Source organism: Streptomyces sp. P3, assembly GCF_003032475.1.
Taxonomy (GTDB): Bacteria; Actinomycetota; Actinomycetes; order Streptomycetales; family Streptomycetaceae; genus Streptomyces.
In genome coordinates, this window is record NZ_CP028369.1 from 5,712,932 (window position 1) to 5,727,163 (window position 14,232).

The 14,232-nt window shown below is 72.8% G+C and carries 17 protein-coding genes and 1 pseudogene; 8 read left to right on the forward strand and 10 right to left on the reverse strand.

Annotated elements, in window-relative coordinates; all coding sequences use genetic code 11:
* Positions 1–129: 129 nt before the first annotated feature.
* Positions 130–387, forward strand: coding sequence for a hypothetical protein (locus C6376_RS25335; RefSeq protein ID WP_107445548.1), 258 nt, complete (start codon positions 130–132; stop codon positions 385–387).
* A gap of 315 nt (positions 388–702) precedes the next feature.
* Here the strand turns inward: C6376_RS25335 and C6376_RS25340 are convergent, their stop codons facing one another.
* Both C6376_RS25340 and C6376_RS25345 read right to left on the reverse strand, forming a co-directional pair.
* Positions 703–1,371: an HAD family hydrolase gene (locus C6376_RS25340; protein ID WP_107445549.1), complete on the reverse strand. Its 669-nt coding sequence runs from the start codon at positions 1,369–1,371 to the stop codon at positions 703–705.
* Between the two features lie 39 nt (positions 1,372–1,410).
* Entirely contained in the window at positions 1,411–2,451 is a 1,041-nt protein-coding gene (locus tag C6376_RS25345; protein ID WP_107445550.1) for a PHP domain-containing protein, read from the reverse strand.
* 129 nt (positions 2,452–2,580) lie between these two features.
* On the opposite strand from C6376_RS25345, the gene C6376_RS25350 reads away from it, so the two are divergent.
* Complete coding sequence (locus C6376_RS25350) at positions 2,581–2,817, forward strand: hypothetical protein (RefSeq protein ID WP_107445551.1); 237 nt, start codon at positions 2,581–2,583, stop codon at positions 2,815–2,817.
* 31 nt (positions 2,818–2,848) lie between these two features.
* Here C6376_RS25350 and C6376_RS25355 read toward each other — a convergent pair whose 3' ends face one another.
* Both C6376_RS25355 and C6376_RS25360 read right to left on the reverse strand, forming a co-directional pair.
* Positions 2,849–3,475: a VanZ family protein gene (locus tag C6376_RS25355; RefSeq protein ID WP_254076037.1), complete on the reverse strand. Its 627-nt coding sequence runs from the start codon at positions 3,473–3,475 to the stop codon at positions 2,849–2,851.
* A gap of 115 nt (positions 3,476–3,590) precedes the next feature.
* Positions 3,591–4,289 carry a DUF4230 domain-containing protein gene (locus C6376_RS25360; RefSeq protein WP_107445552.1) on the reverse strand — a complete coding sequence of 233 codons (699 nt, stop codon included), beginning with the start codon at positions 4,287–4,289 and terminating at the stop codon, positions 3,591–3,593.
* 542 nt (positions 4,290–4,831) lie between these two features.
* Between C6376_RS25360 and C6376_RS25370 the strand changes: the two genes are divergently transcribed.
* Entirely contained in the window at positions 4,832–5,839 is a 1,008-nt protein-coding gene (locus C6376_RS25370) for a ribose-phosphate pyrophosphokinase (RefSeq protein ID WP_107449169.1), read from the forward strand.
* Here C6376_RS25370 and C6376_RS25375 read toward each other — a convergent pair.
* Both C6376_RS25375 and C6376_RS25380 read right to left on the reverse strand, forming a co-directional pair.
* Positions 5,834–6,214, reverse strand: coding sequence for an anti-sigma factor antagonist (locus C6376_RS25375; RefSeq protein WP_254076038.1), 381 nt, complete (start codon positions 6,212–6,214; stop codon positions 5,834–5,836). The genes C6376_RS25370 and C6376_RS25375 overlap by 6 nt on opposite strands.
* Before the next feature lie 226 nt (positions 6,215–6,440).
* Entirely contained in the window at positions 6,441–6,833 is a 393-nt protein-coding gene (locus C6376_RS25380) for a MarR family winged helix-turn-helix transcriptional regulator (protein WP_173985912.1), read from the reverse strand.
* 176 nt (positions 6,834–7,009) lie between these two features.
* Here C6376_RS25380 and C6376_RS25385 point away from each other — a divergent pair, with 176 nt between their 5' ends.
* From C6376_RS25385 to C6376_RS25395, 3 genes and pseudogenes are all read left to right on the forward strand, one after another.
* Complete coding sequence (locus C6376_RS25385; RefSeq protein WP_107445556.1) at positions 7,010–8,464, forward strand: aldehyde dehydrogenase; 1,455 nt, start codon at positions 7,010–7,012, stop codon at positions 8,462–8,464.
* A 30-nt stretch (positions 8,465–8,494) separates the two neighbouring features.
* Positions 8,495–9,601, forward strand: a complete 1,107-nt coding sequence (locus C6376_RS25390) for an NAD(P)-dependent alcohol dehydrogenase (RefSeq protein WP_107445557.1) — start codon at positions 8,495–8,497, stop codon at positions 9,599–9,601.
* Positions 9,602–9,659: 58 nt separating this feature from the next.
* Positions 9,660–9,867 (forward strand): annotated as a pseudogene (locus C6376_RS25395) (helix-turn-helix domain-containing protein); the annotation flags it as partial.
* Positions 9,868–9,915: 48 nt separating this feature from the next.
* On the opposite strand, the gene C6376_RS25400 reads toward C6376_RS25395, so the two are convergent.
* Together C6376_RS25400 and C6376_RS25405 are read right to left on the reverse strand one after the other, a co-directional pair.
* Positions 9,916–10,479: a TetR/AcrR family transcriptional regulator gene (locus tag C6376_RS25400; protein ID WP_107445558.1), complete on the reverse strand. Its 564-nt coding sequence runs from the start codon at positions 10,477–10,479 to the stop codon at positions 9,916–9,918.
* A complete protein-coding gene (locus C6376_RS25405) occupies positions 10,476–10,838 on the reverse strand; it encodes a DUF1304 domain-containing protein (RefSeq protein WP_107445559.1) in 363 nt (120 codons plus the stop codon). The genes C6376_RS25400 and C6376_RS25405 overlap by 4 nt, the downstream gene beginning before the upstream one ends.
* 166 nt (positions 10,839–11,004) lie before the next feature.
* Here C6376_RS25405 and C6376_RS25410 point away from each other — a divergent pair, with 166 nt between their 5' ends.
* Complete coding sequence (locus tag C6376_RS25410; protein ID WP_107445560.1) at positions 11,005–11,397, forward strand: VOC family protein; 393 nt, start codon at positions 11,005–11,007, stop codon at positions 11,395–11,397.
* 165 nt (positions 11,398–11,562) lie between these two features.
* Here C6376_RS25410 and C6376_RS25415 read toward each other — a convergent pair whose 3' ends face one another.
* Positions 11,563–11,859 (reverse strand): DUF4235 domain-containing protein, encoded by a 297-nt coding sequence (locus C6376_RS25415; protein WP_057577503.1) that lies wholly within the window; start codon positions 11,857–11,859, stop codon positions 11,563–11,565.
* 8 nt (positions 11,860–11,867) lie between these two features.
* Positions 11,868–12,920, reverse strand: coding sequence for a glutathione S-transferase family protein (locus tag C6376_RS25420; RefSeq protein WP_107449170.1), 1,053 nt, complete (start codon positions 12,918–12,920; stop codon positions 11,868–11,870).
* Between the two features lie 341 nt (positions 12,921–13,261).
* Between C6376_RS25420 and C6376_RS25425 the strand changes: the two genes are divergently transcribed.
* Positions 13,262–14,179 (forward strand): cation diffusion facilitator family transporter, encoded by a 918-nt coding sequence (locus tag C6376_RS25425; RefSeq protein ID WP_254076039.1) that lies wholly within the window; start codon positions 13,262–13,264, stop codon positions 14,177–14,179.
* Positions 14,180–14,232: the final 53 nt, after the last annotated feature.

The following is a 14,232-nucleotide window of genomic DNA, read 5'->3' on the forward strand; positions in this document are numbered from 1 at the left end:
CGAGGGCCCCGTCCCGGTGCTGACGTCGCCGTGCCGACCCGTGTCACGTTTCGCGTCCCGCCCGGGAGGTACTCGCGTGGCGCCGGACGGACGGCGTCCGGGCAGGCACCAGCGTGAAGGGAGGCCGTCGTGGCCGCACACCGCCTCGAAGGCCCGGGCGAGACCGGCGGACCCGTCCCGCGCGACCCGCCGGACCAGCAGGCCGACGCGGGCGCGGAGGACCCCTGGGACATCGCCGGCCCGGATCGGCCGGAGAAGCCCGCCGAGGCCGAGAACGTCCCCGACACCGACGAGTCGGGCACCGGCCGGAGGGGCGCGTCCACCGGCGTGTCGCACACCGACATCGACCAGTCCGACGAGCCCGTGCCCGAAGAGCCGTCCGACTGAAGACTCGCCCGCCTGGGGAGCCCGCGTGGGAAGGGCGCGGCCGACCGGATCCCTCACCGCCGCGCTCGCCGAGTCCCGGGAGCCGGGCACAGGAGAGCCCCGACCGGACGGGGGAATCACGGTCGGGGCGGTCTGGTGTGGGTACGCACGGCGGTCGCCTCTCGGCGAGACGCTCCACAGGGCTTCAGCCGGACGATCGTCCCTGTGGGCGGAAGGTGAGGCCCGGGGACACTGTCCCGTCCGCGCCCACGATCTGTTCAACGGGTGACCACTCCTGGGTGTTCCCCGGTCCGCGGCGGGGCGCGGTGACGTGTGTCACCCCGGTTCCCGCCCCAGCGGGCTCGCCGAGAGGGACGCCAGCAGGTCGGCCGGGTCGTCGTACACACTCTCCGCGCCCGCCGCCACCAGGTCGGCGCGCGGGACGCCGCCGCACAGGACGCCCACGCAGCGCACCCCGGCCCGGCGGCCGGCCCGCATGTCCCACACGGTGTCGCCGACGAACACGGCCCCCTCGGCGGACGCCCCGACCTGCTCCAGGGCGTGGGCCACCGGCTCGGGAGAGGGCTTGCCCGCCTGCACGTCGTCCGCGCTCGCGGTCGCGGCGATGGCGTCGTCGGCGTCGATGGCGCCGCGCAGGGCGGACAGCTCGGACCCGCTCGCCGAGGTGGCGAGCACCACGGTCCAGCCGTCGTCGCGCAGCCGGCGCAGCAACCGCCCGGCGTCCCGCAGCGGCGGCAGCCGGTCGAAGTACTGGCCGTACAGCGCCTTGTGGGCGGCGCTGAGCTCCGCGTCCCGGTCCGTGTCCCGGTCCTCCCCGAGCAGGTGGGCGATCAGGTCGTCGGAACCGAGGCCCACCGCCCGGTGCACGGCGTGCATCGGCACCCGGTGGCCCGCCTGCCGGAAGGCCTCCCACCAGGTGACGACATGCAGGTGGTTGGTGTCGACGAGGGTGCCGTCGACGTCGAAGACGGCGGCGCGTGTCATTTCGGATCCTCTCTCTCGAACCACCCGCCGGGTACCACCTCAGCGGCCCGCCACTCCCGCCGGCGTGCGGCCCTCGTGCGTCCAGGCCAGCAGATCCCCGAGCGGCCACGCGGTGACGACCCGCTCCACGGGCACCTCGCACTCCTCGGCCCGCGCACAGCCGAGGATCTGCCAGTCCAGCTGACCCGGCGCGTGCGCGTCGGTGTCGACGGAGAACAGCGTGCCCGCCGCCACCGCACGGCGCAGCAGCCGGCGCGGCGGGTCGAGCCGCTCGGGCCGGCTGTTGATCTCCACGGCCGTGCCGGACTCGGCGCACGCCGCGAACACCTCGTCCGCGTCGAACTGCGACTCCGGTCGCCCGCGCCCGCTCACCAGCCGTCCGGTGCAGTGGCCGAGGACGTCGGCGTGCGGATCGCGCACGGCCCTGACCATGCGGCGCGTCATCGCCCGGGGTTCCATGCGCAGCTTGGAGTGCACGGAGACCACGACCACGTCGAGCCGCTCCAGCAGCTCCGGCTCCTGGTCCAGGGACCCGTCGTCGAGGATGTCGCACTCGATGCCGGTCAGCAGCCGGAAGGGGGCCCAGGTCGCGTTGAGCTCCTCGACCACGTCCAGCTGCCGGCGCAGCCGCTCGGGGGACAGCCCGCGGGCCACCGTCAGCCGCGGCGAGTGGTCGGTGAGCGCGGCCCATTCGTGGCCGAGCGCCGCCGCCGTCCGTCCCATCTCCTCGATCGGGCTGCCGCCGTCCGACCAGTCGGAGTGGACGTGGCAGTCGCCGCGCAGCAACGCCCGCAGCCCGGTCCCCGCGCCGTCCGTGAGCGGCCGGCCGGCTTCGTCCTCCAGCGTCGTCAGGTACGCCGGCTGTCGTCCGGCCAGCGCCTCGCGCACCACCTGGGCGGTCCTGGGCCCCACGCCCTTCAGCGACTCCAGCGTCCCGGCCGCCGATCGCTGCTCGACCTCCGTCGCGGGCAGCCGTCCCAGCACGCGGCCCGCCGTGCGGAACGCGCGCACCCGGTAGGTCGGGGCCAGCGACCGCTCCAGCAGGAAGGCGATCCGGTCCAGGGCCTCGAGGGGGTCCATCGCCACCTCCTGGCTCCAGAGTTCACCGCCCGCGCGCGGGCCGCACGTCGGGGAGACGATTCCCCGTGCTGCCCTTTTGTCTGCGATCGAATGATTCGTGGCGACCGGTTCCGCTCTACCCTCTATGTCATGACCGAAATCGCGAGCCTCCGTATCTCCCGACCACGGATCATGGTGCTCGGGGTGCAGCCCGCCGCCGTTCCGTTCCGCATCGTGGAAATCGACGCCGAGGTGGTCGGGGAGGCCAGGGACGTGACCGACGTCCTCGAGATCGCCGCCGCGTACGGCATCACCGTCCATGACCTCGACGACCCGGACGTGGTGCGCTGGGTGGGCGGGGACAGGTACACCTGGAATCCGCACTGACGCCGGTCCGGTCCCCGCCCCCGCCCCGCTCTCACGCGCGCGGCCTGCGGGCGTGCACCGCCCGGCCGAACCTGCGCCCCAGGATCAGGTAACCGATCAGCGCACCCGTCGTGTTGAGGATGACGTCGTCGATGTCGAAGGCGCGTCCGTTCACCAGCGCGCCCTGGGCGAACTCCACCAGCAGCATGACGGCCGCCGTCAGCAGCAGCACGCGCAGCAGCCCGCGGGCCCGGGGGGCGACGACCGGCACCAGCACGCCGAAGGGCACGCCCAGCAGCAGGTTGCCGCCGATCTGCTTCGCGGCGTCGCGCAGTTCCGGCTGGTCCAGATAGGCCCGCAGCGAGTCGCCCGGCCGCAGGTTGGAGTGCACCAGGGCCGCCGAGGCGGGTGACGGCTCCAGGGTGATGCGGGCGAGCACGACGGCGAACGCGACCATGAACGCGAAGGCGCACAGCATGGCCAGCAGCCGCAGCGGGAACGGCAGCGGCCGACCGGTCTTCGCGCCGGTCCTCGTTCCGGCCTTCCCGTCCGGCTTCTCGCCGGTCTGCGGAGGCGTCCCGGTCCTGTTCCAGGGCCTCCAGGGCTTTCCGGGTTTCCCGGGCTCCTTGGCGCCGCGCGGGCGGAACGCGGTGAGCGGACGTAGCGCTGCACGGGCCATGCGGTCCTCCAGTAGTCAACTTCCCTGAGTGACAGGGCGATTACCCGCGGAATCCCCGAGGATGCCCACCTTCCCCGTCCGGCGCCGGACAGAGGGCCCGGCGCCGAGAGGAAGGTCAGGAGCCGTAGACCACCTTCACCGCCTTGAAGCCGAGGGAGTGCAGCAGCCCCTCCAGCATGTCGGTGGTGTTGTTCTCGGCCCGCGCGGTCAGCTCGCTCTCCTTCGCCGCGTCACCGATGTGGCGGACCGCGAGCTTCTGCACGGCCTGTTCGCCGCCGGGGTTGTCCGAGAAGAGATCGCCGAGGCGGTCCAGGAGACCGCGCTGCTTGGAGACCGCGTAGGAGCGGTCGGGGTCGAGCGCCGGGGTGCCGAGCCGCGCGTGCGGCAGCCGGAGCGTGGCGCTGGTGCGGTCCTCGTCGACCGTCACGTCGTCGTCGCCGACCTTGCCGAGGTCGACGTAGGCGTCCACGGTGCCCGCCCCGACGTACAGGGTGCGCGTGCCGCGGATCGCGTCGGGGAGGTACTTGGCGTCCTTCTCCAGGTCCACGACGACCTGGAAGTTGCCGGAGGCGGCGTCGTAACGGCTCATGTCCTGGATGGACCGCAGCAGGGCGGGGCCCGTGCGGTCGTGGGTCTCGGTGCCGAAGAGGTCGCGCAGTCCGGGCAGCAGGCTCAGCCGGATCCCGGCGAACATCACGACGAGCACGACCACGACGGCGGTGAGTGCCTTGGCCCAGCCGGGCATGCGGCCGGGGAGGCGCCTGGGGGGCTTGTCGGCCTTGGTGGGCCCGGTGGGCTCGATGGAAGTCGTCATGCGGACGGCCCTCCTTCCTGAGGACACGGATTCCCGCCAATTGCGTTGTCAGACCGCTTTGTTGGCAACCTGTGACGTACGGTCCACCGCACCGGGTACGCGGGTCGGCACGGCGTCCTCGCCGGTGCCGGGACGGCCGGCCGTCGGCGGGACGGCCTTTTTCGGGTGCCCGGGAGGCCTCCCGCTCCGGCGGCCCGGACCGCCCGAGCACGTCACGCGCACGACGGCGACGGGCGCGACCACCATGGCGACCGCCGCGACCGCGACGGCCACCGGGTCAGGCCGCGACGGCCACCGGGTCCGGCCGCGTCCGGCCACGTCACCCGGGCGGCCGATCCGCCCGGTGCGTCCCGCCCGCCGGAGCGACGGGTCCGCCGACCGGCCGAGACCGGACCTCCCGGGGGCCGGGAGGTGTGGGGGAGGGGAGGTGTGGGGGAGGGGGCCGACGGAGCGCGGCGTGCTGGTGGGGGTGGGCGAAACGGACGCGGTCCGTAGCATGGGAGCTCCCGCCCCAGCCGGACATGATCAGCGAGGAGCCGATCGTGCGAGACATCTCCGTGTTCAGCGGCAGTGCCCATCCCGAGCTGGCAGCCGAGGTCTGTGCCCACCTCGGCGTGCCCCTGAGTCCCACCCGCCTCAGCAGGTTCGCCAACGACTGCCTGGAGGTCCAGCTCCAGGCCAACTGCCGGGAACGGGACGTCTTCCTCGTCCAGCCCCTGGTCCGGCCCGTACAGGAGCACCTCGTCGAACTGCTGCTGATGTGCGACGCGGCGCGGGGGGCGTCGGCGGGCCGGATCACGGTCGTCATGCCGCACTACTCCTACGCCCGCTCCGACAAGAAGGACGCGCCCCGGATCTCGCTCGGCGGCCGGCTGGTCGCCGACCTGATGGCGGCGGCCGGCGTCCACCGGGTGCTCGCCATGACGCTCCACTCGCCCCAGGTGCACGGCTTCTTCTCGATGCCCGTGGACCATCTGCACGCCCACCGGGAGCTGGCCGCCCACTTCCGCCGCTACGACCTCACCCGCACCACCGTCGTCTCACCCGACCTCGGCAACGCCAAGGAGGCGGCGGCCTTCGCCCGGATGATCGGCGCCCAGGTGGCGGCGGGGGCCAAGCAGCGGTTCGCCGACGACCGGGTCAGCATCAGCGCCGTGATCGGCGAGGTGGCGGGGCGGGACGTGATCGTCCTCGACGACGAGATCGCCAAGGGCAGCACCGTCCTGGAACTGCTCGACCGTTTGAGGGAGTCGCGGCCGCGATCGATACGGGTGGCGTGCACGCACGGCCTGTTCGCGGCCGCTGCGCTGAAACGGCTCAGCGAGCAGCCCGACGTCCTGGAGATCGTGTGCACCAACACGGTGCCGGTGCCCGTCGAGCAGCACACCGACAAGCTGCGGATCCTGTCCATCGCCCCCGCCCTCGCGGAGGCCGTTCGCCGTATCCACAACGGCGAGTCCGTCAGCGCCCTGTTCGACGCGGAGCGCGGCGAACAGCGCAGTGCCGGCCGGTCCGAAAGGGTCGAGCAGCGCTTCCCTGCGCCGTCATAACGTGCCGGAGGCGGCCCCGGGACGCTCCAGGGCGGCCTCCAGGGTCGCGGCGGGCGGCAGCAGCCGGGACAGCCCGGTGGCCCGCAGGATCCGCAGGGTCAGCGGGTGGGGGCAGACCAGGTGCAGACGGCCGCCCTGGTCGAGGACCCGGCCGCGGGCCCGGTACAGCAGGCGCAGTCCGGAGCAGTCGAAGAACTCGACCGGGGTCAGGTCGATCACGACGCGCGGCGCGGCGCCCGCGGTCGCCTCGTCGAGGTGCGGGCCGATCTCGGACGCCGCGACGATGTCGATCTCTCCGTGGAACTCCAGCACCGTGTACCCCCGGTCCTGGCGGACGCGTAGATGCGGGGTGCCCGCCGTGGGTTCGTGCTGCACGACGACATCGCCTCCAACCCGCTCCACCGGTCGGGAGCCTCCAACGGGTGGGGAGCACACAGCAGTTCCCCGCTCCAGCAAGCTACCCCCGATGGAGTGAATTCCAGCATGTTCGATTGACATATGTCTTCGAAATGCAACGGACTCTGGCCGAGTTTTTTCGCGCCGTGAGCGAAGGGGGGCGCGAGGGGCGGTCCGAGGGGCTGTGGGAGGGGTGGTGGGAGCGTTACGAAAGGGCGTGCCAGGCCGTCGACAGGGCCGCGCGGAACTGTTCCGTCTGAGGTGCCGTGAGCTCTCGCACCATGTGCTCCTCCAGTTCCCGTACCGGGCCGGCGTGCCGGTCGAGGAGCTCGCGCCCGTCGTCGGTGAGCAGGATCAGCAGCTCGCGCCGATTGCGCGGATTGCGCTCGCGGCGGATCAGTCCGCGCCCCTCCAGGGACCGCACCAGGTCCGCGATGGACTGGGCGGTGACGAAGGAGGTCCGGGCCAGCTGCGCCGCCGACAGCCCGTCGTGCCGCTGCAGCACGGTGAGCGCCGTGTACTGCAGGGCCGTGATCCCGGACGGCTTGACCAGCTCGTCCAGGTGGGAACGTACGACCAGCTCGACCTGCTTCACCATGTAGAGAAGGGACGGAGGTGTCCGGTCGGGTGAGGGTGCGGACGAAGTCGTGCTCGTCTGGGTGCCGGCCATGACTCCGAGCGTAGAGCATTGACAGGAAACCTGTCTGTAAAGAGACTGCGAACCAACAGGAATCCTGTTTGTTGAAATCTTGGCGACGATGCTGAGGAGTGGCGATGACCACCTTCGAGACCGGCCCCGGTCGACTGTTCATCGGGGGACAGTGGCGCGAGGCGGCGGACGGAGCCCGGACCGAGGTGGTCGACCCCTCCCGGGGTGAGGTCGTCACCACCGTCGCGGAGGCGGGCGCCGCCGACGTGGACGCCGCCGTACGGGCCGCACGGGAGGCCTTCGACGCGGGGCAGTGGTCCGGTCTCAGCGGCAGGGAGCGCGGCCGCGTCCTGCTCCGGGTGGCGGAACTGATCCGCGCCGAGGCCGACGCGATCGCCCGGCTGGAGAGCCTCGACGTCGGCAAGCCGATCACCCTGGCGCACGCCGTCGACGTCACCAACGCGGCCAACGACTACGAGTACTTCGCCTCCCTCGCCTTCGCCCTGGACGGCGCGAACCGCGACACCCCCATGAACGCCCTCGCCTACACCCGGCGTGGCCCGCTCGGCGTCGTGGCCGCGATCACCCCCTTCAACTTCCCGCTCATCCTGGCCGGTTCGAAGATCGCCCCCGCCCTCGCCGCCGGAAACACGGTCGTCCACAAGCCCGCCGACGAGACCCCGCTCAGCGCCCTGTACATGGCGGACCTGTTCCAGCGGGCGGGCGTGCCCGACGGCGTCGTCAACGTCGTCACCGGCAGCGGCCCGGTGGCCGGCGAGGCACTGCTGCGCCACCCCGGCGTCGACAAGATCGCCTTCACCGGCTCCACCGCCGTCGGCCGGCACGCCGCGAGCATCGCCGGCGAGAACCTCAAGCCGGTGACCATGGAACTCGGCGGCAATGCCGCGCACCTCGTCTTCGAGGACGCCGACCTGGAGAAGGCCGTCGGGGCCGTCATCAAGGGCTTCGTGTTCAACACCGGCCAGTTCTGCATGGGCGGCCCGCGGCTGCTGGTGGCCCGTCCGGTCTACAGCACGATGCTGAACATCCTCGCCGAGGCCGTGCCGGGCGTGCCCGTCGGCGACCCCCGGCGGCCGGAGACCGTCGTCGGTCCGATGGCGGGGGAGAAGCACCTGCGCAAGGTCGAGGAGTACGTCGACCTCGCCCGCAAGGAGGGCGCCCGCATCGTCTGCGGCGGTGAACGCCTCGACCTCGACGGCGGCTACTACTACCGGCCCACCGTCATCGCCGACCTCGCCAACGACTCCCGCGTCGTGCAGGAGGAGATCTTCGGCCCGGTCCTCACCGTCCAGCCCTTCGACGACGAGGACGAGGCCGTCGCGCTCGCCAACTCCACCCCGTACGGCCTGGCTTCGGGAGTCCAGACCGGCAATCTGGCCCGCGCCCACCGCGTCGCCGACCGCCTCCAGGCCGGCATCGTCTGGGTCAACGACTGGGCGATGCTCGACCCGGCCGTCCCCTTCGGCGGCGTCAAGGACTCGGGTTTCGGCCGCGAGTACGGCCCCGAGGCGCTCCAGTCGTACACCAAGGTCAAGTCCGTCGTCGTCTCGCTCGACTGAACGTGCCGCGAAAGCAAGGGAGTCGTACCCATGACCATCACCACACGCGCCGCCGTCGTCGAGTCCGCCGGAGCCCCCTTCACCCTCTCCGAGGTCGTCCTCGACGACCCCGCGCCGCACGAGGCGGTCGTCCGGCTGGTGGCGGCGGGGCTGTGCCACACCGACCTCGGCGTGGCGAGCGGCGGACTGCCCTTCCCGCTGCCCGGGGTCCTCGGCCACGAGGGCGCGGGGGTCGTCGAGGCGGTCGGCGCGGCCGTCACGGGAGTGGCCCCCGGCGACCACGTGGTGCTGTCCTTCACCTCCTGCGGGGACTGCCGCAACTGCCACGGCGGACACCCCGCCTACTGTGCCTCGTGGCTGCCGCTGAACCTTCTCGGTGGCCGCCGCGCGGACGGCACCAGCACGCTCAGCCGGGACGGTGAGCCGCTCGGCGGCCACTTCTTCGGCCAGTCCTCGTTCGCCGACCGGGCCCTGGTCGACGAGCGCAGCCTCGTCAAGGTCGACCCCGACGTGCCGCTGGCGTCGATCGCCCCTCTGGGCTGCGGCGTGCAGACGGGCGTGGGCGCGGTGTGGCACGTGCTCCGGCCCACGACGGGCAGCACCGTCGTCGTCCTCGGGGCCGGAGCCGTCGGACTGTCGGCGGTCATGGCGGCCGCCCTCACCCCGGCCACCACGATCGTGGCCGTTGACCGGGTCGCCGAACGCCTCGCACTGGCAGAGGAGTTGGGTGCCACGCACACCGTCGACGCCGGCCGGCACGCCCTCGGTGACGCCCTCGCGGAGATCACCGGCGGGCAGGGCGCGGACGGCATCGTGGAGACCACGGGCAGCACGGCCGTGTTGCGCCAGGGCGTCGACGCGCTCGCAGCCCGCGGCACCCTGGTGGTGGTCGGTGCACCGCCCTTCGGCAGCGAAGTCGCCCTGGACGTGAACGGGTTGCTCGGCGGTAAGCGGGTCGTGGGCCTCACCCTCGGCGACAGCGAGACCCAGAGCTTCATCCCCGCCCTGGTCGAGCTGGTCAAGGCGGGGCGGCTGCCGCTGGACCGTCTGATCGGCACCTACGCGTTCACGGACATCGACCGGGCGGTCCAGGACATGACCTCGGGCAAGACCATCAAGCCGGTCCTGACGTTCTGACGTCTCCCGGTCGTCGATCGTCCCGTCGGCGCCGAGTTCCCGCAGGGGGCCGTGCTTGCACGACGAGACGGGACTCGGTCCCGGCCGCCGGCTGATCCGGCGGCGCGTCGCGCACGCCCGGCACCTGCTGGAGGGCGTCGACCTCTCGGTGGGCCGGATCGCCGGCCGCGTCGGCTTCGCCGCGGGCGCCTCGCCGCGTCGGTATCTGCACGCGGCCGTCGGGGTCCTCCCCGCACGTCTACCGCAGGACGTTCCGGGCGGCGTCCCGCCGCTCGCCGCTCGCCGCTCGGCGGGAGGCGCGTGACCGGGGCCGCTCAGCGGCTGGCGTGCAGTGCGACCAGCAACTGCCACACCTGGTCGGCGATCTCGGCGGGCGAGCCGTCCAGGTCGCCGTGCAGCCAGTCCGCCAGGACGCCGGCGAACGTCGCGGCGACGGCCGAGGCGACCAGGGGCGCGTCCGCCGCGCCCGCCCGCCGGCGCTCCCGCAGGCTGTAGGCGCGCAGGTCGCGGTGGAGCACCCGGCCGAGCGGCCCGCCGCCGCCCGGCGCCAGCAGCGTGCGGTAGAGCGCGTTGTGCGGGCTCAGCGACGCGAAGAACTCCGCAAGCGCGGCCGGGGCCTGCACCGGGTCGGGGCGGCCCCGCCAGGCGTGCAACGCCTCCACGGCCTCCCGCACCACGTCGGCGCAGGCGTCGACGGCGAGGGCCTCCAGGTCGGGATAGTGCACATAGAAAGTGGCCCGGCCCACGCCCGCCCGCCGCACCAGAGCGGCCACGCCCACCTCCTCCAGCGGCCGCTCGGCGCACTCCTCGAGGAGAGCCGAGCGCAGCCGCGCGCGGGTGCGGGCCGCCCGCGGGTCCTCGGGGTCCCTGCGGGTCACTGTGCGACGAGGACGGCGACCAGGGCGAGGGCGCCGGGCAGGGCCTGCGCGAACAGGATCCGGCGGTTCGCGGTGAGCGCGCCGTACACGCCCGCGACGATCACGCAGGACAGGAAGAACACCTGGGCGCGGAAGCCGGTGGGGTCGGCGGCGATCAGCCCCCACACCAGGCCCGCCGCGAGGAAACCGTTGTAGAGCCCCTGGTTGGCGGCCATCGCGGCGGTCTTCTTCGCCATCTCCGGATCGAAGCCGTGGAACGACAGCCCGGGCTTCTTCTGCCACAGGAACATCTCCATCACCAGGATGTAGAGATGCAGCGCGGCCACCAGCGCGACCAGAACGCTCGCCAGGATTTCCATGGTCTCTCCCTCACTTCTTGGACAGGTGTCCACTATAGCGGGACAGCTGTCCAAGAAGTCCAGGGGTGGTCGCCCGGCTCCGGTGGGCGGTCGAAACGGGGGTATCCGCAGGGTTCGGAGGCGGGGCGCTCCGCTCCGGCCCGGATCTCGTGGAGGAGACGACGACATGGCACTGGTGAAAGCGGGCGTCGTGGTGCTCGACTGTGCCGAGCCCGAGAAACTCGCCGAGTTCTACAAGGGGCTGCTGGACGCCGAGGAGACCGACCGGACCGCGAACCGCGTGGAGATCAGGAGCGGCGACGGCACCCGCCTGGCCTTCCGGCGCGACGTGAACGCGACCCCGCCGAGCTGGCCCCGCCCCGAGAACTCCCTCCAGGCCCACCTGGACTTCCTGGTCGACGACCTCGACGAGGTGGAACGCAGGGTGGTCGGCCTGGGCGGCCGCCCCCTGGAGACCAAGGGCGCCCCCGGCCCCCACGAGGAGCGGGGCTACGCCGATCCGTCGGGCCACTCCTTCACCCTGCGCCTGGCGCCTTCGACCGCCCCGAAGCAGGGCTGAGCCCGGCGTACGCGGAGCGGCGGGCCCCGCCCTTCGGCAGGCGCCCGACGCTCCGCGGGCTTCCCCGGCGAGGAAGCCGTCCAGGCCTTCTGCGTCACCGCGTCCCGCACCACCGTGCCGCCCCGCACCACCGTGCCCCGGGCATGTGACGACGGCGGACGGGCGTCAGTCGCGGCCGCCCTTCTCCTTGGCGGGCCAGACGCCGGTGGAGCGCTCGATCGCCTTGGCACCGGTGCGGTCCGCGGCGCTGCGGGCGGCCGCGAAGATCGCGCCCTGCACCGCCGCGGCCAGCAGGACCTCGCCCCAGCCACGGTCCCGGTCGAGGGCGTCCGGTGCGTCGTCCTCGTGCCTGATCGCCTTCCACGCCTTGCGGAACGCGAGCCCCGCCAGGGCGCCGCTCGCCCAGCCCAGCGCGAATCCGACGGGCTGGTAGACGAGGGGGAGTTTCCTCTTCTTGGCCATGGATCTCCTCACTCCTTCTCTGTCATGGGGGAGGGACGACGGGCCCGGCCGGCTGCCGGTACCTCTTCACCGGCCGGCACCGGGCCGGGCGGAGTGCCGTCGCCGAACGGGCGGCCGCCGAGCTCCTCCCGGCGGTGCGCGGAATGCCAGCCGGCCAGGTCCGGTCCGAGGGGCACGATCCTCGTCGGGTTGATGCCGGTGTGCACCCGGTAGTAGTGCCGTTTGATGTGGTCGAAGTCGACGGTGTCGCCGAAACCGGGCGTCTGGAAGAGATCGCGGGCGTAGGCCCACAGCACCTCGTTCTCCGTCAACTTCCAGCGGTTGCACTTGAAGTGACCGTGATAGACGGCGTCGAAACGCACCAGCGTGGTGAACAACCGGATGTCCGCCTCGGTGAGGGCGCCGCCCACCAGGTACCGCTGCCGTGCCAGCCGCGGCGTCAGCAGTTCCAGCCGCCGGAAGACACCCGCGCACGCCTCCTCGTACGCGTCCTGGCCGTCGGCGAAACCCGCCCGGTACACCCCGTTGTTGACGTCCTCGTACACGTCGGCCATGACCGCGTCGATCTCGTCGCGGAGCCGTTGCGGGTAGAGGTCGGGCGCGCCGGGGCGATGCAGCGCCGTCCACTCGGTGGCGAGGTCGAGGGTGAGCTGCTGGTAGTCGTTCGTCACCAGGTTCCCGCTCGGCACGTCGACGACCGCCGGCACGCTGACTCCGCCCGGGTGACCGGGCTCCCGTCGCTCGTACGCCTCGGCGAGGTACCGGATGCCGAGGACGGGATCGCGACCGCCGGGATCGAGGCCGAACCGCCAGCTGCGGTCGTCCTGGACCGGATCGGTGATCGCCATGGACAGACTGCCCTCCAGGCCGAGGAGCCGTCGCGAGATCACGGCGCGGCTCGCCCACGGGCACGCGCGGCTCACCACCAGACGGTAGCGGTCCGCCGCGACGGGCCAGCCGTCCCGGCCGTCCGCGGTGATGCGGTCGGTGAAGTGACTCCTGGCGCGCCGGAAGGCCGTGTGCCCGTACGCGCTGTTGCCGTCGCCGCCCCCGTCGCTCATGACGTCCTCCCGATGGTGTCGCGTCTCCTGTTCCACGCGTTCCCCGTTTTCGGCCGACGGCACGGTGTGATCGCGACCGGCCGGGGAATTCGGCGAAGGTGAGCGCGACACCTTCAGAACGCAACGCCGATCACCAGGCCGACACGAAGGCCCGAGAGAGTCAGGGGGTGGACGATCGCAGCATCGGCCGGACGGCCGCAACGGCGGGCGGACGCGCGGACCGGCCGAACACGTCCGGCCCGCCCGGAACAGCCGGCCCGCCCGGAGCGTCGGGCGCGCCCGACGCACGGAGCACGCGTGGCGGGGACGACGGAGCAGCCGATCGGCGGACACGCGTCACCGTGCTCGTGGCGCTTGCCGCCAACCTGGTCATCGCCGTCGCCAAGGGACTGGGCGGCGTGCTCGCCGGGTCGCCGGCGCTGCTGTCGGAGGCCGCGCACTCCGTGGCCGACAGCCTGAACGAGGTGTTCCTGCTCGCCGCCCTGCGCCGCAGCCGGCGCCCGGCCGACCGCCGGCACCCCTTCGGCTACGGCAAGGAACGCTTTTTCTGGTCGCTCCTCGCCGCCGTCGGGATCTTCGTGATGGGCGGCTGCTTCTCCTTCTTCCAGGGCGTCGAGGCGCTGCGGACGGGAGCCGACGAGAAGCTCAGCGGCTACGTCGCGGGCCTGATCGTGCTGGGTGTCTCGTTCCTCGCCGAGGGCGCCTCACTGGCGCGGGCCCTGCACCAGGTGCGCCGGCAGGGCGGCAGCGCGGGCCTGCGGGACCCCGCCCTGCGCACGGTCGTCGCGGAGGACGGCACGGCCGTGCTCGGTGTCACCCTGGCCGCGATCGGCATGGCCCTGCACATGGTCACCGGTCAGGTCGTCTGGGAGGCCTCCGCGTCGCTGGCGATCGGCGCGCTGCTCGTCTACGTGGCCTTCCGGCTCGGCCGCGACGCCCGCGACCAGCTCATCGGCGAGGCCGCGGCCCCCGAGACCGGCGCGCGCATCCACGCGCTCCTCGACGCCCAGCCGGAGATCGACAGCGTGGAAGCGGTGTTCACGATGCAGATGGGCCTGAACTCGGTTCTGGTGGCGGCCCGCGTGGACCTCATGCCGGGCCTGGACAGCGAGCGGGTCGAGGAGGTCGCCGTGCGCATCAAGCGGTCGATCGCCTCGACGATCTCCGAGGCGGACCAGGTCTTCCTCGACGTCACCGACCGGCCCGCCAAAGAGACGGCGCAAAGCCCCGCCGCGACGGGGGAGCGCGGCGGGGCCTGACCGCCGGGTGCCCGGTGGGAGCGCCTCGATGCGTTCCCACCGCGGACTTCCCG

Excerpts from the sequence above, each read along its gene's own strand:
- C6376_RS25340 (WP_107445549.1), bottom strand. The coding sequence starts at position 1,371 with ATGACACGCGCCGCCGTCTTCGACGTCGACGGCACCCTCGTCGACACC.
- C6376_RS25345 (WP_107445550.1), bottom strand. The coding sequence starts at position 2,451 with ATGGACCCCCTCGAGGCCCTGGACCGGATCGCCTTCCTGCTGGAGCGG.
- C6376_RS25350 (WP_107445551.1), top strand. The coding sequence starts at position 2,581 with ATGACCGAAATCGCGAGCCTCCGTATCTCCCGACCACGGATCATGGTG.
- C6376_RS25355 (WP_254076037.1), bottom strand. The coding sequence starts at position 3,475 with ATGGCCCGTGCAGCGCTACGTCCGCTCACCGCGTTCCGCCCGCGCGGC.
- C6376_RS25360 (WP_107445552.1), bottom strand. The coding sequence starts at position 4,289 with ATGACGACTTCCATCGAGCCCACCGGGCCCACCAAGGCCGACAAGCCC.
- C6376_RS25380 (WP_173985912.1), bottom strand. The coding sequence starts at position 6,833 with ATGGTGAAGCAGGTCGAGCTGGTCGTACGTTCCCACCTGGACGAGCTG.
- C6376_RS25385 (WP_107445556.1), top strand. The coding sequence starts at position 7,010 with ATGACCACCTTCGAGACCGGCCCCGGTCGACTGTTCATCGGGGGACAG.
- C6376_RS25390 (WP_107445557.1), top strand. The coding sequence starts at position 8,495 with ATGACCATCACCACACGCGCCGCCGTCGTCGAGTCCGCCGGAGCCCCC.
- C6376_RS25405 (WP_107445559.1), bottom strand. The coding sequence starts at position 10,838 with ATGGAAATCCTGGCGAGCGTTCTGGTCGCGCTGGTGGCCGCGCTGCAT.
- C6376_RS25410 (WP_107445560.1), top strand. The coding sequence starts at position 11,005 with ATGGCACTGGTGAAAGCGGGCGTCGTGGTGCTCGACTGTGCCGAGCCC.
- C6376_RS25415 (WP_057577503.1), bottom strand. The coding sequence starts at position 11,859 with ATGGCCAAGAAGAGGAAACTCCCCCTCGTCTACCAGCCCGTCGGATTC.
- C6376_RS25420 (WP_107449170.1), bottom strand. The coding sequence starts at position 12,920 with ATGAGCGACGGGGGCGGCGACGGCAACAGCGCGTACGGGCACACGGCC.